Raw genomic sequence first — 22,902 nt, 5'->3', positions numbered from 1 at the left:
AGCCCTTACCAGAACAGCAGCGCACAGACAGGCCGGTTCCGCCTCCTCCGACGGAACCGGCCTGCTCCGTTCCAACCCGGGAGGACACCCCGTGGCCGCTCACGATTCGCCCAAAACCAGCACCGCCAAGGCGGGCAGCGCTCCCGCACCCGACGACTCCCGGAAACCGGAGAGCCCCACGGACGTCACCGAACCGTCGTGGCAGTACATCGCCAAGAAGACGTTTAGGGAATTCAGCAAAGACCAATGCCCCGACCTGGCGGCAGCCCTGACCTACTACGCCGTGCTTTCGCTGTTCCCGGCGCTGCTGGCACTGGTTTCGCTGATCGGTCTCTTCGGAGACCCTGAGAAAACAACCACGGCGCTACTCGAAATCGTCCGGGGCATCGCGCCCGCGGACACGGTGAACACCGTCGGCGGGCCCGTCCAGGAGCTGGCCGCCGCACCTGCGGCCGGGGTGACGCTGTTCATCGGCCTCGCAACCGCACTATGGTCCGCCTCGGGCTACGTTGGCGCCTTCGGTAGGGCGATGAACCGCATCTACGAAGTGGACGAGGGCCGCCCCTTCCTGAAGCTGCGCGGGACCATGCTGGCCGTGACGCTGCTGGCAGTGGTCACGGTGGCCGTCCTCGCCGGCATGCTGGTGCTGAGTGGACCGGTTTCGGAGGCAGTAGGCGGGGCCATCGGCCTCAGCGACGCGTTCCTCACCGTCTGGAATATCGCGAAATGGCCGGTGATCGTGGCCCTGGTCATGGCGATCATTGCAGTCCTCTACTACGCCACCCCGAACGTGAAGCAGCCCAGGTTCCGTTGGATGAGCGTTGGCTCGCTTATCGCTTTGGTGGTTTTCCTGCTGGCCTCGCTCGGCTTCGCCTTCTATGTGGCGAACTTCGGCAATTACAACAAGACCTACGGCGCACTCGGCGGTGTGATCGTTATGCTGCTCTGGCTGTGGATCCTGAACATGTCACTGCTGTTCGGGGCCGAATTCGACGCCGAAATGGAGCGTGGACGGCAGCTCCAGGCCGGAATCGAGGCCGAGGAGACCATCCAGCTGCCGCCGCGGGACACCAAGAAGAGCGAGAAGATGCAGGAGCAGGAAGAGGACGATATCCGGCGCGGCCGCGAGCTGCGTGAGGGCCACGGGAACGGCGCGGACCAGGCCGGATCAGATACCGGTACCGGACCAGACGGCCACAGACGGGACTAGGCAGGGTCCGCCTGTTGGAGGAAAATCAATACCAGCAGATTCCTTCAGTTTTCCCGGGTCCTCCGTGGTCCGGGTGTCAGGCGGGGTCGGCGGCGAGGTGGCCTCTTCTGAGACCGAGGCCAGTCCCCCCAGTCGTCGTCGGCCCCCTCATTTTGGACATCCCGCATCGTCTGCACTGTCCGTTCGAGCCTGGCAGTGATCAGTTTGACGGCGTCCTTCGTGGAAATCAGCCCGCCGGTGAGCTCAGCAAGACGCGTGTCTGCGGCTACGGTGTGGCTCCGTCCGTCGGGCAGGGCGTGCAGGGCCCGCATCCGCTCCGCCGTCTGGTCGGCAAACAGCCGGACACTGGCGATGATCTCGTCGAGCTGCAGGTGAAGGTCGCGGAAGTTGGTGCCCACTATGTTCCAGTGGGCCTGCTTGGCCTGGAGATGCAGCTCAATCAGGTCCGTGAGGACCATCTGAAGATTGCTGGCAAGGGTGGGTGACGCTTTCATCGTGTTCCTCCAGTGCAGGCGGTTCCGGACGGGGCATCGGCCGGACAGTCATTCTAAGCATACTTAGCAATTAACTAATGACCGGGCGCCGCCTGCGCTCAGCGGACGCGTGCCAGAGCGAACCCGTCCCAGCCTTTGGACCCGACCGTCTGGATCACGGTGGCATCGAGCTGCGGATGTTGGCCCAGCAGTCCCAGGGCGCTGATGATCCCGGGGGCATTGATCTGGTCCATGGAAGGATCCAGCACCGCGCCCTCCCAGACGGCGTTGTCCAGGACCACCACGGTTCCCGGCCTGCCCAGGCGCACGGCCCACTCAAGGTACGCGGCGTCGTTTTCCTTGTCCGCATCGATGAACACAAAATCGAACGGCTCTTGCCCCTCCGACTGCAGCGCGGCCAGGGTGTCCAGGGCAGCGCCCACCCGGATCTCCACTTTGTCCCCCAAGCCGGCAGCCTCCACATTCGCCCTGGCGATGTCCGCATGTTTGGCGAGGTATTCGCACGTCACCAGCCGGCCGCCGTCGGGCAGTCCCTGCGCCATCCAGATGGTGCTAAACCCTGCTAGCGTGCCGATCTCCAGCACCCGGCCGGCGCCGGACATCTGGACCAGGAGCTTCAGCAGCTTGCCGGCGTTGGGCGTCACTTCAATGGGCGGCATCCCGGCGTCGACGGCGGAGCGCACGGCCTGTATAAGCGCAGTGTCCGGGTGCACCACTGTGGTTGTGAGGAAGTCTTCCACTGCCACCCACCCCGGCTGGGTCTTGTGCTCAAACATGGCCACAGTCTGGCACGCAGGCACGCGACGGTCTAGGAGGCCGGCCGGCGCCTAAAGAATGCCTGGCGTGACGGGAATTAGGAACCGTCTGAGAGTGCCTCTTCCAGGCGGTCCACCTTGGCGCTGAGCTCGCCCTTATAGCCGGGCCGGATGTCTGCCTTGATGACCAGTGAGACGCGGCTGCCAAACTCTCCGACGGCTTCGGTGGCGCGCTTAACGACGTCGAAAACCTCGTCCCATTCGCCCTCGATGGTGGTGAACATTGAGTCCGTCTGGTTGGGCAGGCCCGACTCCCGGACGATCCGCACGGCGGCCGCAACGGCGTCGTGCACTGATGCGTCGGTGGGACGCGATCCCCCTGCAGGCGTACCGGACGGGGCGACTGAAAATGCAAGCAACATAGGGCAAGTCTGCCATGTGGCCCAACCCGAAACGGGTCTGGTGAGGCCGGCGAAGCGTCACATACGTTGCTACCCTCCGGTAACCATGAAGGCTGCCTGCGGCATTGCTAACCTGAACGAATGAGCATTGCTGTCGTCCGCAAGCCACTACGCGCAGACGCTGCCCGGAATGTGGACAAGATCATCCTGGCCGCGCGCCAGTGCTTCCGCGAGCATGGGCCCGAGGTTCCGCTCCAGACCATCGCACTGACGGCAGGCGTTGGCCCGGCCACCCTGTTCCGGAACTTCGCCGACAAGGAGGAGCTGGTCCTGGCGGCCCTCAACCGGCAGCTCCGGGAGTCGGTGGACCCTGTCATGGCGGACGCGTTGGCGGACATCGACGCAACTGCGGGACTGCTGCGCGTCCTCGAGGCCATCATGGCCGCGGCCAGTGCCGATGCCAACCTGCTGGGCGCCGTTGCGGGCCGCCGCGAACTCCTCACCGGAATCACCGGCTCACTGATGGATTCCATGAGCGTCCTGCTGGGCCGAGGCCAAGGTCAAGGCACCCTGCGTGCGGATATTTCCATGACTGACATGTTCCGCCTGCTCGCCATGCTGATCGGCGTCGTGGACACCATGGAGCCCGGTTCCGATGCCTGGCGCCGCCCGCTTGCCCTGATCGAGGACGCCATCCGCACGGAACGGCCCCACAGCCCGCTGCCCACGCATGTGCCGCTGCCCGCACCGCAGCTGCAGGGTCCACAGTTCACCTGACAGCACGCGCACTCCCGCCGGACCACCACCACGGGCGCCCCATTGTTGGTGTCCAAACGTTGGATTAGACTCAAGTAAGGTTACGCAGCCAGCCTCTGAATCTTCAGAGGAGTATCAGTTGAAACACACCCAGCGCAGCCAATCCAACGCCATCGTCCGCCGATGAACCAGACCCACTTGTCCCAGGTTATCCACGACCCCCGCGGCCCCGAGGAGATCCTTCCTTCACTGGCAGCGGAGGACCTGGCCAATCTGCTGGACGCTCTCTACCAAAACCTCGACACTCCCACCCCGGTATTCGGTGCACAGGCGTGGTACGAGCTGGCCGTCGAGGAAAGCGCCCGCCGGACCGGGTCGCCAGAGGATGAGCAAACCGCCTGACCGGCCTTCACCCCGCCCGGATTCCTAGGGCTGGCGGTCTTCGGGCGTGTCCTCCTGCGGCCCGGCGCGGTCTTCCCTCTCCGCCGTGGGAGGCACCTGGCCGTGCTTGTGAGGCTCATGATCGTAGTGATGGGGCACGTGCTCCTTGGCCTCCAACAGGTGCTGCTGCAGCTTCTCCTCCGCATCGCGGCGGCGCCGGGAAGTATCCCGCAGTTCCCGCGTCGATTCGGAGACAGTGGTGTCATAGACCGGCCGCGGCTTCGGGTCTGAAGCCTGGGGGTTGTCGGTTCCGCTGTCCGGATCCGGCGTGTTGGGCTCTGGCTGTTCGTTCATCTTGACTGACTCCTTTAGGCCGTAGCGACAGCCTCACGCCGATACACCGGCCGGCCATCAATCGTCAGGTTCCGTTTCCCGGTTTCGGAGTTCGGCCCGTACGGCCGCGTGCAGGGCGGTGATGTTTGCTTCCTGGCTGACGTCCAGAGCCAGTCTCATCCGCTCGGAGAGTACAACCAGGTCCTCCGGCGGCACGTCTGCCAGGGACCGGAACCGGGTAAAGAAGCGCTTGACCGGTATCCCGGCGCGCCAACCGTCACGCGCTGGACGGCGGGTTTTGCCGGGTCTCGCACCGGCTGGGTGCAGCCTTATTTCCATGGTCAGCGCTCTCACGAGAGTCCACGGCCAACTGCATAGCCAGGCCCATGCTATAACGCATATGAGCCGCACCACCAGTGTTCCGGTGTCGGTTTCACCAGATCGGCGGTCAGTTCCATCCGATGAGCCGCAGCAGGGCTGCGGCACCGGCGCCCACCAGCACCACCAGCAGGAAGGGCGCCCGGAAAGCCAACGCGACGGCGGCGGCGGCGAGGGCTCCCAGCCGCGCGTCGGCGGCCAGCGTCTGGCCGGACGCCACAGTGTTGACAATGGTCAGGGATGCCAGAAGTCCGATGGTCATGGTGCCGGCGATACGCGACATCCGGGGGTCCTTCAGCAGCTTCGCCGGGACGAAATAGCCCACCAGCTTCCACGCGTAGGCAAGGACGCACGCCAGCAACAACCAGATCCAGAGATTCATGCGCCCGCCTGCCCGGGCGCCTGCCCGGGTCCGTGCCCGTGGCCGTCCCCGTGGCCGTCCCTCTGGTTGTCCAGGTGCGCGTCCCGGGTTTTATCCCGGCGCCCGTGGTGCTCGTCGTAGGGATCCACGTCCGGCTCCAGGCCTTCATCACTGCGTCCGTGGCTGAACCAGCCGATCACTGCAGCCACCACCGCGGCGATCAGGATGGGCACGCCCGCGGGAACGAACGGCACGGCCAGCACAGTGGCCAGGGCGCACACCACGGCAATCGCCGCCGGTTCCCGCCCCTTGAGCCGCGGCCACAGCAGGGCCAGGAATGCGGCCACTGCCGCACCGTCCAGGCCCCACTGTTTGGGATCACCCAATCCGCTTCCTGCGAGGGCCCCCACGGCGGTGAAAAGGTTCCAGAGTACGTAGATGCCAATGCCGGCCGTCCAGAAACCGCGGCGTTGCTCGTCGGGGTCGGTCTGCCCGCTGCTGGTGGCGGTCGACTCGTCAATGGTGACTTGTGCGGCAACATACTTCCGCCAGCCCGTCGGATGCAGGAGGGCGTTGAGCTGCATGCCGTAGATGCCGTTCCGCATGCCCAACAACGTGGCTGCGCTCATGGCGGCAATTCCGGAGCCTCCGCCCGCCACCACACCGATGAACGCGAACTGGGAACCGCCGCTGAAAAGCAGCAGGCTGAGCGCCATGGTCTGCCAGAAATCAAGTCCAGAGGTGACGGACAGCGCGCCGAAAGACACTCCGTAGAGGCCGGTGGCGATGCTGATCGAGATTCCCACCCGCACGGCGGGCGAGGCGAGCAGCTTCACCGCCGTCGTCCCGGGTTCCGCAGGCTCCAGGCCCACAGGATGAGCGGCAGCTGAAGCGGAAACCGGACGGTGTGTACCTTGCGCTGCGTCGGGGACCCGGCGGAGCCATAGGCGCGGCGAAGCGCGTCCACGTGGCCGGCCAGGAATACCGTGAACATTGCAGTCACAGCGGTGGCGGTTGCCCGCCGTGTCACCGGGATCAGGAGGCCGACGGCGGCACCCGCCTCCAGCAGTCCGCTCACCGCAATCCATTCCTCCCGTGACATCACCGCCAGGGGCCGCCGACCGCCGTCGGGCGCTGGCACTGCGCGCCCCGCCGGCGACTCGCCGGCACCTGGAGTCTCGCGGCACAGATAATCCGGGACCACCTGTTCGAAGAACCGCGGCTCGCGGAAGTGCTTCATGGCGCTGGTCATCAGCAGCGCGCTCATGGCCGCCGCGGACACTGTTTGGGTGGCCCGGGCGGACCATCGAAAAGGCATGGGTCCACTCAATCACAGCGCCGCCCCGGGGGGCTAAACAGCAGCGACTCAGGACGGCAGCTGGACCTGTTGCCCGCTCGATTGCAGCTGCGCCAATACCCTGGCCGGTTTGTTCGTGGTGATCTCGTGGATTCCCAGCCCTTGGCAGAGCGCCACATCCCGCTCCGAATCAACGGTCCACACGCGGAAGCGGCGGCCGGACTCCAGCCAGCGCTGCACGGTCCGGGCGTGCTCGCGGACGTACATGATTCCGGGCCCCGCGAGTCCCACGTCGCACTCGTCCAGGATGCGTTCGCCTTCCAGCTGCGCCGCCTTCATCAGGTTGGCGATGGCGCCGCCAGCCAGGGGGCCGAGGCTGAGTTCGTCACGGAGTTCGTCGACGTCGATGTCGTCCACCAGTTGGCAGATGAATTCGGCCGGCACACTCCGGAGCAGGTGCTTTACGGAATCCGGGCTGAAGCTCATGAACGTCACCTGGATGTTGTCCACCGAAGAAGTTCCGGGGTCCCAGCCTTCGCCCCGGAGCACGTCCAGCACACGGTCTTCGAGTTTCAGCTGGTAAGGACTGGGGTGCTTGAGCTCGATTGCCAGGCCGATGGGCCGGCCAGCGCCGCGCAGGATGTCCAGGAGTTGGGGGAGCGTGAGGAACTGCTCTGACTTTGCGCCGTATTCCTCCGGGATCCGGGCGCCTTTCCACGACGAGAAGTCCAGCAGCCGCAGCTCCGCCAGTGTTCGGTCAGCAACAGGTCCGGTTCCGTCCGAGGTCCGGTCCAGGTTGGCGTCATGGAGCAGCACGGCGTGCTGGTCCCGCGTCAAGTGGACGTCGCACTCCACCCCGTCCGCGCCGTCGGCAATGGCCTGGAGGTAAGCGGCGCGCGTGTGTTCGGCAAATGCCGCGCTGGCGCCCCGGTGGGCAAAAACCAGTGGCCGTTGCGGCTCAGACTCCTCGAATGTCATGAGGACACGCTAGCGGACGCCACCCGGCGGCTCGGCGCTAGGCTGGGCACATGCAGGTGAACTCTGAGCCAACTACCCGCCAGGACCCGTCCCGGCCCGCAGGCCCCGCGCCGCGGTCGCCCAAGGCGAGGGCCGCCGTCGTCGGTCATCAACTCAGCGCCGGGGACGCCGAAAAGGCGGCAGCGCTGCGGAAAATGAAGCTGGTGGCGCTGGGACTCCTCATTGCCATGGCCGTCATTTTTGTGTTCGCATTCGCGCTGCAGAAAGAGTATCCGTGGCTGCAGTACGTCCGCGCCGCGGCTGAGGGCGGCATGGTGGGCGCGCTGGCCGACTGGTTCGCCGTGACCGCGCTGTTCAAGTACCCCATGGGCATCAAGATCCCGCACACAGCTATTATCCCGCGCCGCAAGGACCAGATCGGGGCGTCGCTGGGTGAGTTTGTGGAGACCAACTTCCTGTCCGAGCAGGTGGTCCAGGAGAAGCTCGCTTCGGTGGACCTCGCCCGGAAGGCCGGCCAGTGGCTCGCCGGACCGGGTGGCGCCGAGCGCGTGGCGAAGGATGGTGCCGCCGTCATCCGCGGCGCGTTCAAGGTGTTGAACGACGACGACGTCCAAGCGGTCATCGAGGGAATGGTGCGTAAGCACCTGCTGGCTCCGCCGTGGGGACCGCCGGTGGGCAGGATGGCGGAGCGGATTTTTGCGGACGGGCACCACCACAAGCTGGTGGACCTGCTGGTGGACCGCGCCGCGGACTGGGTGGACGACAATCACGAAACCGTCAGCCGGCTGGTCTCGGACCGCTCCCCCACCTGGGTCCCGCAGTTCGTGGACGGGCTGGTGGGCGACAAGGTGTACGTGGAGATCCTCAAGTTCACGCGCGCCGTCCAGTCCGATCCGAACCACCAGGTCCGGCAGCAGATCGACAAGTACCTGAACGATCTCGCGCAGGACCTTCAGCATGATCCCGCGATGATCGCCCGGGCCGAGGACATCAAGGCACAGGTTCTGGGAGATCCAGAGGTCCGCGAGCTGGCCTCCCGCACCTGGGGAACCGTGAAGAGCGCCCTGTTGTCTGCGGTGGACGATCCGGACAGTGAACTGACGGTCCGGTTCAAGGTTGCCGTCCGCGACTTCGGCTCGCGCCTGGTCAACGACGCCGAACTGGCCGGCAAGGTCAACGCCTGGATCGGCGACGCCGCGGGGTACCTGGTGCGGACCTACCGCTCCGACATCGCCGGCGTGATCACCGATACCGTGGCCCGCTGGGATGCCCAGGAAACGTCGCAGAAGATCGAACTCCAGGTGGGCAAGGACCTGCAGTTCATCCGGATCAACGGCACCGTGGTGGGCTCACTGGCCGGGCTGGTCATCTTCAGCGCGGCGCACCTGGTCTTCGGCTGACCTGGCCCTTCAAAAGCAACGCGGGGCGGTTACGCGAAGGACTCCAGCTGCACGCCGGCCGCTTCGAGCCCGGCGCGAACACCGGCGGCCATTTCCACGGCCCCGGGGGTGTCGCCATGGATGCACAGGGAGTCGGGCCGGACCTGAACCACCGTTCCGTCCACGGCCACAACTTCGCCCTTCGTCGCGAGCCGCACTGCGCGCTCAACGATCGAGTCGACGTCGTGGAGGACAGCACCAGCCTGGGAGCGCGGCACCAAGCTCCCGTCCGCCTGGTAGGCACGGTCCACAATGGCCTCAACAAAGACCGGGTGGCCGGCTTCCTTGGCCTGGATCAGCAGCTGTGAGCCCGGCAGCCCGAGGATCGGCAGGCCGGGGTCGTAGGCCTGGATGGCGGCAACCACGGCGGAGGCCTGCTCGGCGTCGTGGACCAGGCGGTTGTACAGGGCGCCATGCGGCTTGACGTAGTCAACGGAGGCACCGACGGCGTGCGCCACGCCGTCGAGCGCGCCCAGCTGGTAGAGGACGTCGCCGAACAACTCGTCGAAGGACATGTCCAGGGACCGGCGGCCGAAGCCGGCCAGGTCCCGGTAGCCCACGTGCGCACCGACGGTGACATCAAGCTCGAAGGCGGCGCGGCAGCTGTCCAGCATGGTGACGGGATCCCCCGCGTGGAAGCCGCAGGCCACGTTCGCGCTGGTCACCAGCCGGAACATGGCGGCGTCGTCCCCCATGCTCCACGAGCCGAACGATTCGCCGAGGTCAGCGTTAAGATCCAAGGTTGTTGCCTTCCAAAGTAAGTTTTTCCGGTTCCGCCGCCACAGCCTTGAGCTCCCCCGGGATGGTGTCCGGCACGGGGCCAAAGGCTTCCTTGGCGTTGGCCACCACGGCACGGCCCATTATGAGGTTACCGGCACCGCCCACCACCGCGCCGATGCCGAACGGAAGCGCCCGGCCAAGCAGCGCCGTGCCCTGGCGTTTGAGCAGGTTCTTGAGGAAGGCCTTCTGGATCTTGTTCCGAATGGCACCGAAGCCCGATGGCATGGACTTGGTCAGCACGTTGCCCCATGCCTGGGTGGCGCTGGCTCCCTTGCCCATGGCCTGGCCGCTCAGCGTTCCCAGCAGGGCGGTGCCTTCTTCGCCCAGCATGATGGCCATGACCATGGTGCTGGCCTTTTCCGGGTTGGTCAGCCGGATGCCATGAAGTTCTGCCAGCGAGGTGGCATAGAGTGCCGTGGCCTCGAGGAAGCCAACGGTCGCCACGGCGGAGAGGCCCAGGGAGGCCACGGTTCCGACGCCGGGCACAACGGCGGTTGCCCCGACGATCGCACCGCCGCCGGTCACCGCCCGCAGGTAGTCGCGTTCGAGGATCTCCGCGAGCCTGGCGGCGCTGGCGCGCGGGTGTTTGCGTTGCAGCCGCCGGACGTAGGCGAGCACCAGCGGCCGCTGGATTTCGACTGCGCGGAGGAGCATGTTGTGGACTCCGGGTTTCGGCTTGCCGTCGGCGTCGAACACCGCGTTGTGGGCGGTCTCCTGTGCGATACGTACTGCGGGATTGCTGCGCTTGGCCATGGTCACCTCTGCTTCGGTACTGCTTGTGTCCGCCGGCAGTTTTTGGCTGCGGCCCTGCCTTAACACTAAGGGTGCTTAAGAGTAAAGCGGTCCCGGCGCCGGGCCCCGGCGTTGAGTTCCGCCAAAATCCAGCCCAGCCTAGACTTGCCCTATGCCCACACTCCAAGCCCTGCGGCCCTTTGCGCACCGCGAGTACCGGGTCCTCATAGCGGCGCTGGCCATCTCCATTTTCGGATCCGGGATGTGGGCTGTCGCCATGGTCTACCAGGTGATCCACCTCGGCGGCGGCCCCCTGGAGCTGTCAGTGGTTGCTACTGCCGGCAGCATCGGGCTGGTGGCCTTTGTCCTCGCGGGCGGGATCGCCGCTGACCGCGTGCCGCAGCGGCTCCTGATCATTGCCGTTGAAGGCGCCAACCTCGCCGTTATCGCGGCGATCAGCGGGCTGGCCATGGCAGGGTGGCTGCAGCTGTGGCATCTCGCCGTGGGCAGCTTTGTGCTGGGCGTGGGCGCCGCCTTCTTCTTCCCTGCCTACTCCGCGATCCTGCCGCGCATCCTGCCGCCCGAGGACCTGCTGGCCGCGAATGGCATGGAGGGGACCATGCGGCCCATCCTCCAGCAGGCGGCGGGACCCGCCGTCGCGGGCGTGGTGGTGGCCGCGCTCTCGCCGTCGCACGCCGTGACCGGAGTGGCCACCTGCCACCTACTGGCGTTCATCGTCCTGAACTTCCTGGGGCGCCATGCACTGGACGCGCCCCACAACGGGGCCGACGGCGGGGCTCACGGCGGGAGCACCGGGACCGGAGTGCACGCCGGGGCAGACGCCGGGGCAACGGGCCACGCGAAAACGTCCTTCTTCCACGACCTCCGCGAGGGCATCAGCTACACCGTCCGCACGCCGTGGCTGCTGTGGACCTTGCTGTGGGCCTGCGTTTCCGTGCTCTTCCTGATCGGTCCCATCGAAGTGCTGATGCCGTTTGTGGTCCGCGACCAGCTGGGCGGCGACTCAAGAATGTTCGGCTTCCTGCTGGCCGTGATGGGTGTGGGCGGGGCCGTCGGCTCGCTGGTCACGGCTTCCTTGAAACTGCCGCGCCGCTACCTCACGGTGATGATGGTGTCCTGGGGTGCTGGCAGCCTGCCGCTCGCCGCCGTCGGCATTCTGGACAGCTTCTGGACCGTGGCCGCCGCAATGTTCGTCTGGGGCGCCACCGGCAGCGTGGGCATGGTCATCTGGGGCACCCTGCTGCAGCGACGCGTGCCCAGCCACTTGCTGGGACGCGTCTCCAGCCTCGACTTCTTTGTGTCCCTCGCGCTGATGCCCATCTCCATGGCACTTGCCGGACCGGCAGCCGAGGTCTTCCCCATCTGGGCAATTTTCCTGGCCGCCGGCGTCGTCTGCCCCGTCCTGGCGGTGATCGCCATGATCGCCGCCCGAATGCCCGCCGACGAACTGGCCCACCCGCTGGACAGGCAAGTTGAAGTGGAACAAACGACGGCAGGAGACTGACGCGCCCCGTCACCCAGGCGCGTAATCACCTCAGGCGCGCAATCACGTCAGGCGCGGAACCCCACAATGGGGAGGCTCGCCGTCGGGGGCCCGCTGGGGAAGACAGTACGTTCCGGAACTTCAAAGGGATCCAGGGCAACCCGAACCGCTTCTGCACCAATGGTGTGAACCTCGCCGCGGACATCCACGTCGATCGGTTCGCCGCTGCGGACGCTGAGCGTGAGTTCCCCGGCGTCAAGCTCCACCAGCAGGAGCCGACCCTGGACCTTCAGGTGGAAGGACAGTGCCTCCCACTCGGCCGGCAGCCGCGGATCGAAGAACGGCAGCTGGCCCTGGTCCCGAAGCCCGGCAAAACCGGAGACCAGCGAGCTCCAGACTCCCCCGGCGGAGGCGATGTGCACGCCGTCGATCGTGTTGCCATGGGTGTCGTCCAGGTCGATGAAAACGGCGTTCGTGAAGTGCTCCAGGGCGGCCTCGGGGTGCCCCACCTCGGCGGCCATGATCCCCTGCACGCAGGCGGACAGGGTGGAATCGCCGGTGGTGATGGGATCGTAAAAATCGAACGCGCGGCGCTTCTCCTCGGCGGAGAAGTCCTGCCACTGCAGGAACATGGCCAGCACGGTGTCTGCCTGCTTCAGCACCTGGTGCCGGTAGATCACCAGCGGGTGGAAGTTCAGCAGCAGCGGGTATTTGGACCGGGGGGTGGTCCAGTCCCACGGCTCCAGGGTCATGAAGTCGTTGTCCTGCGAGTAGACCTGCAGGTCTTCGTCGAAGGGCAGGTGGATGCGGGCCGCGGCCTGCTCCCACAGCTCGCGTTCGGCGTCGTCGATCTCCGGGTGGTCCAGCGCCGCAGCGGCGCGCAGGTTAAAGCGGGCCATCACGTTGGTGTAGAGGTTGTCGTTGACAACCGCCGTGTACTCATCAGGGCCGGTAACGCCATGGATGTGGAAGGCCCCTGCCTTGCCGAAGAAGCCCAAGGCGGCCCACATGCGGGCGGTTTCGATCAGGAGTTCGGCACCCATACCCTCGCGGAAGGTTTCGTCGCCGCTGGCCCACAGGTAGCGGTTGGTGGCGAAGGCGATGGCCGCTGCGATGTGGAACTGCGCCGTGCCGGCGGCGTAATAGGCGCTGGCTTCCAGGCCGTTGATGGTGCGCCACGGGAACAGTGCGCCCTCCACGCTGAGCTCCTTGGCCCGGATCTTGGCGGCCGGCAGCATGTCGTGCCGGAACTCCAGGACCTGGCGGGCGCCGTCGGGGTTTGTGTAGGTGAGGTAGGGCAGGAGGTAGACCTCCTGGTCCCAGAAGTAGTGCCCCTCGTAACCCGATCCGGTGACGCCCTTCGCGGGGATGCCGGCGATGTCCGCGCGCGCGGTGGCCTGGGCCAGCTGGAACAGGTTCCACCGGATGGCCTGCTGGAGCTCGGGCTGGCCGCCCACCACGATGTCGGAGGTGTCCCAGTACGCGCGGTAATGCTCGCGGCTCTCGGTGAAGATGTCCTCCACGGACCGGATCCCGGCTTCGGCGGCCTCCGCCGCGTCCCGGTCCGAGTCCTGGACGCCGCGGCCGGCGGCATAGCTGACGCTCTTTTCGAGCCGGAACGGCTCGTCGGCGCGGACGGCAAGGACGTACCGGACGCTGCTGTCGTCTTCGCCTGCCACAGTCTCAAAGGGCTGGTGGCCGGCGGAAGTCCAGTGGTCCACGGCGATTCCCACGCGCTGCCCGGATTCCGCCGCTTCCCAGGAGAGGCGGAGCGAGCCGTCGCCGCCGTCGGTCCTTACCGGCAGCAGGACCCGGCCTGCGTGCCGGCCTGCCCGGCGCGGGTCATGCGCCGAGTGGTCCTCCACAGGCTGGTCCTGGCGGTTGATGACGGAGGACGTCACATCGGCGGAAACCTCGCGGTCCGAAGCTACTTCGAGCGAGATGCCCAGGCTGCCGCGTGAGGCGAAGCCCACGGCGCGGCGTTCGGTGGTGGTCACCGTGGCGCCGGACCGGCACAGCCAGGTGATCCGGCATTCGTAGATGCCGGTGGCGAAGTCGACTGAGCGGCGGTAGTCCAGCACGGCTGATTCGGCGAGGGTCAGGCTCTCGCCGTCGATGATCACCGTGAAGTTGTTCGCATCAGGGATGTAGATGATCCGCTGCCCGGTCCGGGCGAAGCCGAACGCGTTCTCCGCATGCTTGATGTCCCAGATCTCATGGAGGCCGTTGATGAAGCTGCCCGGAAGGTCTGCGTCCGAGGCCGCCCAGTGCGCACCGCGGATGCCCAGATGGCCGTTGCCCAGGGCAAACAGCGTCTCAAGGGTGCCCGCGCTGCCCGGCTGGTGGCGTGTTTCCACAAGCTGCCAGGGGGTGTTGGGGAACCGTTCGCGGTCCGCGGTGATAAGAGCCATGGTGTTGGGGTCCTTTGGCGTTGTGCGTTGCGGGGAAGTGCTTCGTGCCTGAGGCCGGGGAGCGTCAGGCGGCGATGGCTGTTAGAGCAGTTCGTCGAGGTCGTTGACCACGCTCGTGGCTCCGGCGTCGAGCAGGGTCTGCCGGCCGGCGCCGCGGTCCACGCCGATCACCGAGTGGAACTGCCCCGCGTGTCCGGCCTGGACGCCCGAGACGGCGTCCTCAACCACCACGCACTCTTCGCTGGGCAGGCCCAGCAGTTCCGCGGCGTACTGGTACGTGGCAGGACTCGGTTTGCCGGGCAGGCCCTGGGCCGCAGCCACCACACCGTCAACCACTATTTCGAAGTGCCCGTTCAGGCCGGCGGCTTTAAGCACAGCCGGAGCGTTCCGGGATGAGGAGACGACGGCGACCTTGAGTCCGCGGTCCACGGCGGCTTCCAGGAAGCGCACCGAGCCTTCAAACGGTTCGACGCCGGCGCTGACAATGTCGTTGAAAACCTTGTTCTTCCGGTTGCCCAGTCCCTGGACGGTGGCGTCCTGCCCGGGGTTCTCGATGGGACCTTGACCGGTGGTGCCGTCACTGGGCGCGCCTTCGGGCAGCACGATGCCGCGGGAGGCCAGGAAGTCCCGGACGCCGTCGAACCTGGGCTTGCCGTCGATGTGATCGAAGTAATCGTCCCCGCGGTAGCAGGGCACATCCGGACGGGACGCCAGGAAGCCCTCGAAGAGTTCCTTCCACGCCTGTTCGTGGACAGTGGCCGTGGGGGTCAGCACGCCGTCGAGGTCGAACAGGATGGCGGAGGCAGTGGTCCAGCTGGTGCTTTGGGTTTTCAGAACGTCAGTCATGCGCGGTGTCCTTTCAGACGGCGGGCAACAGGCGGGATGTCACGGGCGGGATGTCACGGGCGGGATGTCACTGGGCGGTAAGTAGTGGGGCTATGTAAGCGGGGGCTGTGCAAACAGGCGGAACGTGGAAGAGCTGGCAGAAAAGCGGCGGGCAGCAAGGAGGGGTCCATGCAAGGAGCGGGGAGGGGCGGCCACGATGCCGCCCGGGTCAGCAGAGACGGCTAAGGGCCGCGGTAAAACCACGGCGGGCCGATGGGCTGCTGTTTAACGTCTTCTTCCATCATGAGCGCCTTGGCACGGCCTGACAACTTGGCGGAGCAGGCATCGCGGCGCAAGGCGGGCAGGAGGCCTGGATGGAGGCCTGGCACATGGCATCTGTCCGGCTGCCCTTTCCGACGGTTTCCAATGGCCCGCAAGAGCCGGCCACCGACGAGTGTAAGCGCTTACAAATTTCGCGCGCAACTGTTTTTTCTCATATTGCGATACGGGGCACACGCCCGGCCGGGCACAGGGTTCAACAGATCACACGCTTGAACCGATTACGCAGTTGAGCCGAGCACGTAGTGGCGCAGGAACGCGCTGACGTCCACCATCTCCGTCTTGCTCATGGCGTGACCCATGCCCGGATACGTCCTGGCGGTCAATCGGGTGTTTTCGGTCAGCCATTGTCCCGTGTAGGCCGTGGCGTCCTCATTGATCACCAGGTCCGCCTTGTCCCGCCCCCAGAAGAAGGGCGGCGGGGCCGTGAAGGATTCGGTCAGGGACAGCAGCTCGTTTTCCAGCACAAACCCGGAGAGCCCAACCGTGGCCCTGTAATCCGCGGGATGGAGCCGGAGCAGCGTGCTGGCCATGGCCATCCCCTGCGAGTAACCCAACAGACTTACGCTGCTGTGCTGGCCCCTGACAGAGTTAATCCACGCCTGGACGGTGTTGGTGGCAGCGATGACATCCGCGAAATCGTTGGCCAGGAAGTAGTCCAGCAGGAACCAGCCATAGTGGTCGCCGATCACCATGGGTGCGCGCAAGGCAACACAAGTGAACTCGGCCGGCAGGTATTCGAACAGCCGCACCATCCGCGACTCATCGGTGCCGTAGCCATGCATCATGACCAGCAGAGGCGTGCCCTCCCGTTCACTTTCCGGCTTGGACCACGTAACTGTTTCCATCGGATCAGCGTAGCCAGTCCAGCGGGCCAGCGGCTCGCATCGACCCTGCTGATCGGCGCGGACGGGCTGCGGTCCACCGTCCGGACGCTGATTGAGGCCGGATGGTCCTGGTTGGCGACGCCGCCCACGCCGCCTCGCCGTCGTCCGGACAGGGTGCCTCGATGGCCTTCGAGGACGCCGTCACCCTGGGCCGGGCATTGCAGGACATCCGCCCCGAAACCCCCACCGCAGGCGTCATCGAGGCCGCGTTCACGCGCTACGAGTGCGAGCGCCGCGAACGCGCCGAGGCCGTGGTGGAGTGGGGCCGGCGCAACGCGGCGCCAAAGATCCGCGGGTAGTTCCAGCGTGTGTTTGAGTACCTGATCCTGAAATCCGTGTTCCGCTCGCTCTCCCGGAAGGCCGCGGAGAACTTCGGCTGGGCCTACCGTCACCACATCGACTGGGGAGCCGGGTACGACTCGGGATTTGAGGCCAGCGTTCCGCCCAAGACCGGACACATAAGGTAGCCTGACGCTGGAAAGCATGCTTACCAAATGCGGCGCGCAGGACACTGCCGCACACAGTACCGCCCCTCCAAGATCAGCGGACAACAAGGAGCAAGTCATGAGAATCGGTTCCTCCATCTTCCTTATAGCACTCGGCGCCATCCTGGCCTGGGCTGTCGCCCCGGGACTCATCCCCTTCATAGACCAGGTCATGGTGGGCTACATCCTGATGGCCGTTGGTGTGATCGGGCTGATCGCCTCCCTCATCCTGGCCTCACCGGGCCGCAGCCGCCGGGTCAGCGAAACCCGTTCGGTGGTTGATCCCAACACCGGCGAGCGAATCACCCGCAACGAAAGCCGCGACGGCGGTATCTAGGCTCCACAACCACCCGGACGCCGGGCCGGACCAGACAGGTCCGGCCCGGCTTTTCCGTTTCCGGACCGCCTCACCCATAACGCCGGCCGGCAGACTTTGTTTCATGTGGGTTTCCATTGACAAACCAACATAAGCGAAGATAAAGTCAAGTAATTCAACATCATGTGATGCCAGTCACTGGACTTCACAGCCGCTGGGATTCAGCACTTTACGCAACGGAGGGTACGTGTTCGCCGAGGAGCGCCAGCAGAAGATCGCCGAGCTAGTCGCCGGCACCGGCCGGGTCAGCGTGACCATGCTGGCGGAGCGCTTCCGCATCACCACCGAAACCGTCCGGCGCGACCTCGCCACCCTCGAAACCACCGGCACCGTGCGCCGGGTCCACGGCGGAGCAGTTGCGGCCGACCGATTCAGCACCACCGAGGAAAGCATCAACGAACGGACCATCCAGCGCCCGGACCAGAAGATGCGCATCGCGCAGGCGGCCCTGGCCCTGATCCCCCAGGCCACGTCCGGCAGCATCCTGCTCGACGCCGGTTCCACCACCGAAGCATTGGCCGACCTCCTCTCCCGCCGCGCCGCCGTCGAACCTTCCGCTGGCGGAAGTGGAGCCGAACTGGTGGTCATCACCCACGCCGTTCCCATCGCCGCGAAACTGTCCAGCGCTCCCGGAATCGCCCTCCAGATCCTGGGCGGCCGGGTGCGCGGCCTCACCCAGGCCGCCGTGGGGCAGTCAACAGTGGAGGCCGCGCAGCGGATGCGCCCGGACATCGCCTTCATCGGCACCAATGGCATCCACCCCACCTTTGGCCTCAGCACGCCCGATCCTGAAGAAGCCGCCGTCAAGGCAGCCTTCGTCCATTCGGCACGCCGCATCGTGGTGCTGGCCGATTCCTCCAAGCTGGACGCAGAAACCCTGGTCCAGTTCGCCTCCCTGAAAGATCTGGACACCTTGATTACAGACAGCGAGCCCACCCCCGAACTGGCGGCAGCCCTGACCGAGGCCGGCGTCGACGTGGTGATCGCGTGATCGTCACCTTCACGGCCAACCCCAGCCTGGACCGCACGGTGGCCCTGCCCGGACCCCTGGAACGCGGCGAAGTCCAGCGCGCCGTTTCGGTCAGCCAGGAATCCGGCGGCAAGGGCGTCAACGTCTCCCGCGCCCTGGTTGCCTCCGGCCTGGAAACCATCGCGGTGCTCCCGGGCGCCGCGAGTGATCCCGTCCTCGCCGGGCTGCTCCACGATGGCGTGCCGTTCGCGGCCCTCCCCATCGACGAACCGCTGCGCACCAACGTGGCGCTGACCGAGCCGGGTGGCGTGACCACCAAGATCAACGAGCCCGGCCCCATCATGGATGCAATCCAGCAGGAAGCCCTGATCGGCCTGCTGCTGGAACGCGCCCGCGGCGCCAGCTGGGTGGTCCTGGCCGGTTCCCTGCCTCCCGGCTTCCCGGCCGACTTCTACGCCACCGTCACGCGGCGGTTGCGGGCGGCAGCCAACGGCGGCACGCCGCTCATCGCCGTGGACTCGTCCGGCGCTCCGCTCGTCGCTGCCGTAGCTGATGCTTCGGCGGACGGTGTGTCCGGGAAACCGGACCTCCTCAAACCCAACGCCGAGGAACTGGCGGAACTGGCTGCTGCAGCCGGCTTCGCCACGGCGTCCACCGCAGACGAACTTGAAGCGGATCCGGAGGCCGCCGCAGCGGCCGCCGCCGCCGTCGTGCGTTCCGGTGTGGGTGCTGTGCTGGCAACTCTCGGATCCAAGGGAGCTGTCCTTGTAACGGCCGACGGCGCGTGGCTGGCCACGCATCCGCCGGTCGCCGCGGTCAGTACTGTCGGCGCGGGCGATTCATCGCTGGCTGGCTATCTGCTCGCCCACGGCCAGGGCGCCGCCCCGGCCGATTGCCTCCGTCAGGCTGTGGCACATGGTGCCGCCGCCGCTTCGCTGCCGGGTTCCACTGTCCCGGCAGTCCACCAAACCACCCCGGAAGCCGTAACCATCACGGCCCTTCGAAAGGATTGACAGTGACTCAGCTCATCACCACCGAACTGGTCGAGCTCGACCAGAACCTGGGCACCTCGCCCGAGGACGTGATCCGGCACCTGGCCAGCAAAGTTGCTGCCACCGGCCGCGCGTCAGAAGTTGAAGGCCTCTTCGCCGACGCCTTCGCCCGCGAGCAGAAAACAGCGACCGGCATCCCGGGCGGCATTGCCATCCCGCACTGCCGCTCAGCCGCCGTCCTCGAACCCACACTGGCCATGGCCCGCCTTAACCCCAAGGTGGACTTCGGCGCCAAGGACGGCCCTGCGGACCTGATCTTCTTCATCGCCGCCCCCGAAGGCGCGGACCAGGAGCACCTGAAGCTGCTGTCCAAGCTGGCCCGGTCCCTGATCAAGAAGGACTTCACTGCGGCCTTGCGTGCGGCGTCTTCCCACGAGGAAATCGTGGAATTGGTGGACGGCGCCCTGACGGACAAGCCGGCAGCCCACGCGGCTGCTGCGGTTTCCGAAGCTGCGCCCGAGGCTGCTGCCGCCGGCGCGGTTGCGGCAGGCTCAACCACTGCGGGTCCCAGGCGCCTGGTGGCCGTGACCGCGTGCCCCACCGGCATCGCCCACACGTACATGGCCGCCGACTCACTGGTTGCCGCTGCCCAGGAAATGGGTGTGGACCTGCAGGTGGAGACCCAGGGTTCCTCCGGCGCCAAGCCGCTTGACCCTGCCGTCATTGCCGCCGCCGAAGCCGTGATCTTCGCGGTGGACGTGGATGTCCGCGGCAAGGAACGCTTCGCCGGCAAGCCCGTCATCAACGCCCCCGTCAAGCGCGGCATCGACGAGCCCGCCAAGATGGTCCAGGAAGCACTCGCCGCCGCTGTCAATCCGAATGCGCGCCGCGTCCCCCACTTCGGGGCCGAGGAACAGGCCGAGAACGAGGCCACCGAAAAGGGCGAGCACATCGGCCAGAAACTGAAGAAGGCACTGCTCACCGGTGTCAGCTACATGATCCCGTTTGTGGCCGGTGGCGGCCTGCTGATCGCCCTGGGCTTCCTGCTGGGCGGCTACGACATCACGGGCGTCGCTGACAAGGTGGTGGTGGAGAACAACTTCGGCAACCTGCCCGAAGGCGGACTCGCGATCTACCTTGGCGCGGTCATGTTCAAGATCGGCGCCCTGTCCATGGGCTTCCTGGTTCCCGCACTGGCCGGTTACATCGCATATGCGATCGCCGACCGTCCGGGCATTGCGCCCGGCTTTGTTGCCGGCGCCGTCGCAGGGTTCATGGGGGCAGGCTTCCTCGGCGGCATCGTGGGCGGCCTGCTCGCGGGCTACATGGCCCACCTGATCGGGACGTGGCAGGTGCCGCGCTGGCTCCGCGGCCTGATGCCCGTGGTGATCATCCCGCTGCTGGCTTCAATCTTTGCCTCCGGCCTGATGTTCCTGGTTCTCGGCGGCCCCATCGCCGGGCTCACCACCGCACTGAACTCCTGGCTGTCGGGCATGACCGGCGCGTCCGCCGTCGTCCTCGGAATCATCCTCGGCCTCATGATGTGCTTCGACCTCGGCGGCCCGGTCAACAAGGTTGCTTACGCATTCGCCGTTGCCGGCCTGAGCGCTGGCAGCGCCACCAACCAGGCGCCGTGGCAGATCATGGCAACCGTCATGGCTGCCGGCATGGTCCCGCCGCTGGCGATGGCCCTGGCCACCGTGCTCGACAAGAAGCTCTTCAGCCTGGCTGAGCGTGAAAACGGCAAAGCGGCCTGGCTGCTGGGCGCGTCCTTCATCTCCGAAGGTGCCATCCCGTTCGCCGCGGCGGACCCGCTGCGCGTCATCCCCGCCAGCATGGTGGGCGGTGCCCTCACTGGAGCCCTCTGCATGGCCACCGGCGTTACGTCGCAGGCACCCCACGGCGGTATCTTCGTGTTCTTCGCCATCGGCAACCTGATCATGTTCATCGTCGCCATCCTGGCCGGAACCGTGGTCAGCGCGCTGGCAGTCATCGCCCTCAAGCGCTGGGCCGTCCGCGAGCCCGCTGCTACCGTGGAGACCGTTCCCGCAACGGTCTGACCCCGCCTTACCAAACAACGATTCACGGCGCTGAACCAAAAGGCGCCGAAAGACAAAGGAGCAAGAATGTCAGAACGCACCGCAACCGTCGCCAGCCGCGTAGGCCTGCACGCCCGCCCCGCCGCCATCTTTGCGGAGGCCGCCGGCGAGTTCGACCTGGACATCACCATCGCCCGCCAGGGCGAGCCTGTCGATGAGGCAATGGACGCCGCGAGCATCCTGTCCCTCATGAGCCTGGGTGCCGCCCACGGCGACGTTGTGGTGCTCCGCGCCGAAGGTACCGGCGCGGATGACGCCCTGGCGCGCCTGGTCCAGATCCTGGAAACGGATCACGACGCCGAGTAGCGGCTTCACACCAGCGGCCGCCGTCGCGCCTGTCCCCTCTCTTGGGGAAGGTGCGACGGCGGCCGCTGGTTCTTAAGCCGCTGGTTAAGTTGGGGTGGTCAGCCCCGTTCGGCGATCTTCTTGACGTCCGCCACGAGCATGTCCCACATGCCCTTGGAGTGCTCCGTCGCGTCTTCGGGATCCACCTCGAGGATCCGGCCCTTACCTTCGTAGGGTTTGCCTTCCCACTCGCCGCGCCACGCGATGGGGCTACCCTCCGTCCAGTCCGTCTCCAGGTCCGCGAACATAAACTCCTTCACGGCGGCCGGATCGGTGATGACCTTCCAGACGCGGTCCGCCGGAGCATCAATGGTGATGGTGGATGTGGCTACGAGGTTCACGGGCACTACCGGGCCTCCTTGGCGGTCAACAGCAGATATTCCCATTCCATTTGCCATACGGCATCACCGTGGGCCTCGCCAAACGAATCCGCCAGTTCGATGATCGCTTTGTCCAGGGCCTGAGCCTTGTCCTGGTCGCCGCCAATGAACTTATAGACCGAGATGGTGGGACCGTCGTGGGACTTGAAGTACCGCAAGAAGTCCTCCGGCTGGTGGAAACTGCGGATGGCCAGCGTGCGCTTTTTCGCCTGGATATCGGTGATCCTGTCGCCGAAGAGTTCCCGCACGTGGTTTTCGCTGCCCCACAGCGGGGGCGGCTGGGTTCCGGGCGGAGGCGGCGGCGCGAACGGCTTCATGGTGGCAACCATCCTTCCAATGAAGCCTTCGGGCGTCCAGCTGAGCAGGCCGATGGTGCCGCCGGGTTTGCACACCCGGACGATTTCGTCCGCACCGGCCTGGTGGTGTGGCGCATACATCACGCCGAGGCAGGACGTCACCACATCGAATCTGTCGTCCTCGAACGGCAGGGCCTCGGCGTCTGCTTCCATCCACTCCAGCTCTACGCCGCGGTCGGCTGCCTGCCGGCGCCCGGCATCGAACAGCTCCGGGGTGAGGTCGCTGGCCACTACCTGGGCACCCATCATGGCAGCGGGGATGGCCGCGTTGCCGGAACCCGTAGCGACGTCCAGAACACGCTGCTTGGCTTTGACCCCGCACGCATCCACCAGGATGGCTCCGAGATCCAGGAGCATCTCACTGGCCAGCGCGGGGTAATCCCCTGAAGCCCACATGGCCCGGTGCTTTTGCTTCAGAGCCCGGTCGGCCTCGCCTACGTCCACTTTGTCATTCATGGTGGCGCCTCTCTCCTTTGACAGGCTTTTCCCTTGACAGGCTTCGAGTGACAGCACGCTGTTGCACAGGGCTGCAATGCGACCCATTGTGGCCGCAGCGGGGCGGGCTGTAAAGCGTCTGGGGCTAGGACTCGGCGCGGAGGCAAGCAAACTTAGGGTTTCCTTGTGTTTCCCCAACCCCG

27 protein-coding genes are annotated in these 22,902 nt (G+C 66.3%); 12 read left to right on the top strand and 15 right to left on the bottom strand.

Annotated elements, in window-relative coordinates:
• The first annotated feature begins 91 nt into the window (after positions 1 to 91).
• Entirely contained in the window at positions 92 to 1,210 is a 1,119-nt protein-coding gene (locus NIBR502772_RS04425; protein WP_141139242.1) for a YihY/virulence factor BrkB family protein, read from the top strand.
• Between the two features lie 44 nt (positions 1,211 to 1,254).
• Here NIBR502772_RS04425 and NIBR502772_RS04420 read toward each other — a convergent pair whose 3' ends face one another.
• From NIBR502772_RS04420 to NIBR502772_RS04410, 3 genes are all read right to left on the bottom strand, one after another.
• A complete protein-coding gene (locus NIBR502772_RS04420) occupies positions 1,255 to 1,704 on the bottom strand; it encodes a Dps family protein (protein ID WP_141139241.1) in 450 nt (149 codons plus the stop codon).
• A gap of 98 nt (positions 1,705 to 1,802) precedes the next feature.
• A complete protein-coding gene (locus tag NIBR502772_RS04415) occupies positions 1,803 to 2,480 on the bottom strand; it encodes an O-methyltransferase (protein WP_141139240.1) in 678 nt (225 codons plus the stop codon).
• Between the two features lie 77 nt (positions 2,481 to 2,557).
• Positions 2,558 to 2,881, bottom strand: coding sequence for a thiamine-binding protein (locus NIBR502772_RS04410; RefSeq protein WP_141139239.1), 324 nt, complete (start codon positions 2,879 to 2,881; stop codon positions 2,558 to 2,560).
• Positions 2,882 to 3,001: 120 nt separating this feature from the next.
• Here NIBR502772_RS04410 and NIBR502772_RS04405 point away from each other — a divergent pair, with 120 nt between their 5' ends.
• Both NIBR502772_RS04405 and NIBR502772_RS04400 read left to right on the top strand, forming a co-directional pair.
• Positions 3,002 to 3,637 (top strand): TetR/AcrR family transcriptional regulator, encoded by a 636-nt coding sequence (locus NIBR502772_RS04405; protein ID WP_141139238.1) that lies wholly within the window; start codon positions 3,002 to 3,004, stop codon positions 3,635 to 3,637.
• Between the two features lie 162 nt (positions 3,638 to 3,799).
• Entirely contained in the window at positions 3,800 to 4,018 is a 219-nt protein-coding gene (locus tag NIBR502772_RS04400; protein ID WP_141139237.1) for a hypothetical protein, read from the top strand.
• Positions 4,019 to 4,042: 24 nt separating this feature from the next.
• On the opposite strand, the gene NIBR502772_RS04395 is transcribed toward NIBR502772_RS04400, so the two are convergent.
• From NIBR502772_RS04395 to NIBR502772_RS04370, 5 genes are all read right to left on the bottom strand, one after another.
• Positions 4,043 to 4,351, bottom strand: coding sequence for a hypothetical protein (locus tag NIBR502772_RS04395; RefSeq protein WP_141139236.1), 309 nt, complete (start codon positions 4,349 to 4,351; stop codon positions 4,043 to 4,045).
• Between the two features lie 427 nt (positions 4,352 to 4,778).
• Entirely contained in the window at positions 4,779 to 5,090 is a 312-nt protein-coding gene (locus tag NIBR502772_RS04385; protein ID WP_141139234.1) for an AzlD domain-containing protein, read from the bottom strand.
• Positions 5,087 to 5,905: an AzlC family ABC transporter permease gene (locus tag NIBR502772_RS04380; RefSeq protein ID WP_141139233.1), complete on the bottom strand. Its 819-nt coding sequence runs from the start codon at positions 5,903 to 5,905 to the stop codon at positions 5,087 to 5,089. Before NIBR502772_RS04380 ends, NIBR502772_RS04385 begins: the two co-directional genes overlap by 4 nt.
• Complete coding sequence (locus NIBR502772_RS04375) at positions 5,902 to 6,387, bottom strand: hypothetical protein (RefSeq protein ID WP_104062969.1); 486 nt, start codon at positions 6,385 to 6,387, stop codon at positions 5,902 to 5,904. The genes NIBR502772_RS04380 and NIBR502772_RS04375 overlap by 4 nt, the downstream gene beginning before the upstream one ends.
• Before the next feature lie 48 nt (positions 6,388 to 6,435).
• Positions 6,436 to 7,344: a glycerophosphodiester phosphodiesterase family protein gene (locus tag NIBR502772_RS04370; RefSeq protein WP_141139232.1), complete on the bottom strand. Its 909-nt coding sequence runs from the start codon at positions 7,342 to 7,344 to the stop codon at positions 6,436 to 6,438.
• A 50-nt stretch (positions 7,345 to 7,394) separates the two neighbouring features.
• Between NIBR502772_RS04370 and NIBR502772_RS04365 the strand changes: the two genes are divergently transcribed.
• Positions 7,395 to 8,744 (top strand): DUF445 domain-containing protein, encoded by a 1,350-nt coding sequence (locus NIBR502772_RS04365; RefSeq protein WP_141139231.1) that lies wholly within the window; start codon positions 7,395 to 7,397, stop codon positions 8,742 to 8,744.
• A gap of 29 nt (positions 8,745 to 8,773) precedes the next feature.
• On the opposite strand, the gene NIBR502772_RS04360 is transcribed toward NIBR502772_RS04365, so the two are convergent.
• The gene (locus NIBR502772_RS04360; protein WP_141139230.1) at positions 8,774 to 9,523 is read right to left on the bottom strand and encodes a LamB/YcsF family protein; all 750 of its coding nucleotides are present in this window, start codon (positions 9,521 to 9,523) and stop codon (positions 8,774 to 8,776) included.
• On the bottom strand, positions 9,513 to 10,316 hold the full coding sequence (locus NIBR502772_RS04355; protein ID WP_141139229.1) for a hypothetical protein: 804 nt from the start codon (positions 10,314 to 10,316) through the stop codon (positions 9,513 to 9,515). The genes NIBR502772_RS04360 and NIBR502772_RS04355 overlap by 11 nt, the downstream gene beginning before the upstream one ends.
• A gap of 151 nt (positions 10,317 to 10,467) precedes the next feature.
• On the opposite strand from NIBR502772_RS04355, the gene NIBR502772_RS04350 reads away from it, so the two are divergent.
• Positions 10,468 to 11,820, top strand: coding sequence for an MFS transporter (locus tag NIBR502772_RS04350; RefSeq protein WP_141139228.1), 1,353 nt, complete (start codon positions 10,468 to 10,470; stop codon positions 11,818 to 11,820).
• Positions 11,821 to 11,867: 47 nt separating this feature from the next.
• Here the strand turns inward: NIBR502772_RS04350 and NIBR502772_RS04345 are convergent, their stop codons facing one another.
• From NIBR502772_RS04345 to NIBR502772_RS04335, 3 genes are all read right to left on the bottom strand, one after another.
• On the bottom strand, positions 11,868 to 14,210 hold the full coding sequence (locus NIBR502772_RS04345; protein ID WP_141139227.1) for a glycoside hydrolase family 65 protein: 2,343 nt from the start codon (positions 14,208 to 14,210) through the stop codon (positions 11,868 to 11,870).
• A gap of 81 nt (positions 14,211 to 14,291) precedes the next feature.
• Entirely contained in the window at positions 14,292 to 15,056 is a 765-nt protein-coding gene (locus tag NIBR502772_RS04340) for an HAD family phosphatase (protein WP_141139226.1), read from the bottom strand.
• A gap of 539 nt (positions 15,057 to 15,595) precedes the next feature.
• Positions 15,596 to 16,222, bottom strand: coding sequence for an alpha/beta hydrolase (locus tag NIBR502772_RS04335; RefSeq protein WP_141139225.1), 627 nt, complete (start codon positions 16,220 to 16,222; stop codon positions 15,596 to 15,598).
• A gap of 101 nt (positions 16,223 to 16,323) precedes the next feature.
• On the opposite strand from NIBR502772_RS04335, the gene NIBR502772_RS04330 reads away from it, so the two are divergent.
• From NIBR502772_RS04330 to NIBR502772_RS04305, 7 genes are all read left to right on the top strand, one after another.
• On the top strand, positions 16,324 to 16,560 hold the full coding sequence (locus NIBR502772_RS04330; protein ID WP_141139224.1) for an NAD(P)/FAD-dependent oxidoreductase: 237 nt from the start codon (positions 16,324 to 16,326) through the stop codon (positions 16,558 to 16,560).
• 9 nt (positions 16,561 to 16,569) lie between these two features.
• Complete coding sequence (locus NIBR502772_RS22315) at positions 16,570 to 16,728, top strand: hypothetical protein (RefSeq protein ID WP_168223483.1); 159 nt, start codon at positions 16,570 to 16,572, stop codon at positions 16,726 to 16,728.
• Between the two features lie 97 nt (positions 16,729 to 16,825).
• Positions 16,826 to 17,083 (top strand): DUF6458 family protein, encoded by a 258-nt coding sequence (locus tag NIBR502772_RS04325; RefSeq protein WP_056348963.1) that lies wholly within the window; start codon positions 16,826 to 16,828, stop codon positions 17,081 to 17,083.
• Positions 17,084 to 17,309: 226 nt separating this feature from the next.
• Positions 17,310 to 18,113: a DeoR/GlpR family DNA-binding transcription regulator gene (locus NIBR502772_RS04320; RefSeq protein WP_141139223.1), complete on the top strand. Its 804-nt coding sequence runs from the start codon at positions 17,310 to 17,312 to the stop codon at positions 18,111 to 18,113.
• Positions 18,110 to 19,105, top strand: coding sequence for a 1-phosphofructokinase family hexose kinase (locus NIBR502772_RS04315; protein WP_141139222.1), 996 nt, complete (start codon positions 18,110 to 18,112; stop codon positions 19,103 to 19,105). Before NIBR502772_RS04320 ends, NIBR502772_RS04315 begins: the two co-directional genes overlap by 4 nt.
• A 2-nt stretch (positions 19,106 to 19,107) precedes the next feature.
• The gene (locus NIBR502772_RS04310) at positions 19,108 to 21,144 is read left to right on the top strand and encodes a fructose-specific PTS transporter subunit EIIC (protein WP_141139221.1); all 2,037 of its coding nucleotides are present in this window, start codon (positions 19,108 to 19,110) and stop codon (positions 21,142 to 21,144) included.
• A 66-nt stretch (positions 21,145 to 21,210) separates the two neighbouring features.
• Complete coding sequence (locus NIBR502772_RS04305; RefSeq protein WP_056348975.1) at positions 21,211 to 21,489, top strand: HPr family phosphocarrier protein; 279 nt, start codon at positions 21,211 to 21,213, stop codon at positions 21,487 to 21,489.
• A 98-nt stretch (positions 21,490 to 21,587) separates the two neighbouring features.
• Here the strand turns inward: NIBR502772_RS04305 and NIBR502772_RS04300 are convergent, their stop codons facing one another.
• On the bottom strand, positions 21,588 to 21,875 hold the full coding sequence (locus NIBR502772_RS04300; protein ID WP_141139220.1) for an SRPBCC domain-containing protein: 288 nt from the start codon (positions 21,873 to 21,875) through the stop codon (positions 21,588 to 21,590).
• Complete coding sequence (locus NIBR502772_RS04295; protein ID WP_141139219.1) at positions 21,875 to 22,720, bottom strand: class I SAM-dependent methyltransferase; 846 nt, start codon at positions 22,718 to 22,720, stop codon at positions 21,875 to 21,877. The genes NIBR502772_RS04300 and NIBR502772_RS04295 overlap by 1 nt, the downstream gene beginning before the upstream one ends.
• Positions 22,721 to 22,902 lie beyond the last annotated feature (182 nt).

This window comes from Pseudarthrobacter sp. NIBRBAC000502772 (assembly GCF_006517235.1).
Lineage (GTDB): Bacteria > Actinomycetota > Actinomycetes > Actinomycetales > Micrococcaceae > Arthrobacter.
Note: the sequence above shows the minus strand (reverse complement) of the source record. Positions and strands in the feature narration are given on the sequence as shown.